Origin of the sequence: Rhodococcus sp. ACS1 (genome assembly GCF_002300155.1) — a bacterium.
In the GTDB taxonomy this organism is placed as follows: domain Bacteria; phylum Actinomycetota; class Actinomycetes; order Mycobacteriales; family Mycobacteriaceae; genus Rhodococcus_F; species Rhodococcus_F koreensis.
This window is the reverse complement of sequence record NZ_NSDZ01000038.1, coordinates 1-333: the sequence shown is the minus strand read 5'-3', so window position 1 is coordinate 333 and position 333 is coordinate 1. Positions and strand designations below refer to the sequence as shown.

General features: G+C 64.3%; 1 protein-coding gene. It reads left to right on the top strand.

Annotated features, from left to right (window positions below; translation table 11 throughout):
• The coding region (locus CJ179_RS50485; protein WP_143549099.1) for a condensation domain-containing protein at positions 1 to 333 on the top strand (333 nt) is incomplete at both ends.

Sequence of the window (333 nt, the reverse complement as noted above, 5' to 3'; positions counted from 1 at the left end):
GCCTGGACTGCACCGACGGTGCAGTACGCGGACTACACGCTGTGGCAACGGGAGTTACTCGGCTCCGACGACGACCCGAACTCGTTGCTCACCCAGCAGCTGACGTACTGGCATTCGACACTGGACGGTCTGCCGGATCAGTTGGAATTACCGGGCAACCGGACCCGGCCCGTGGTCTCGCACCGTGGACGGACACACAAGTTCACCATCGACGCGCCCACCCACCTCTCGGTCATTGATATCGCACGGCGGCACGCCGCGACCGTGTTCATGGTGGTGCACACCGCGTTCGCGGTGTTCCTGGCCCGGACATCGGGCACCACTGACATCGTC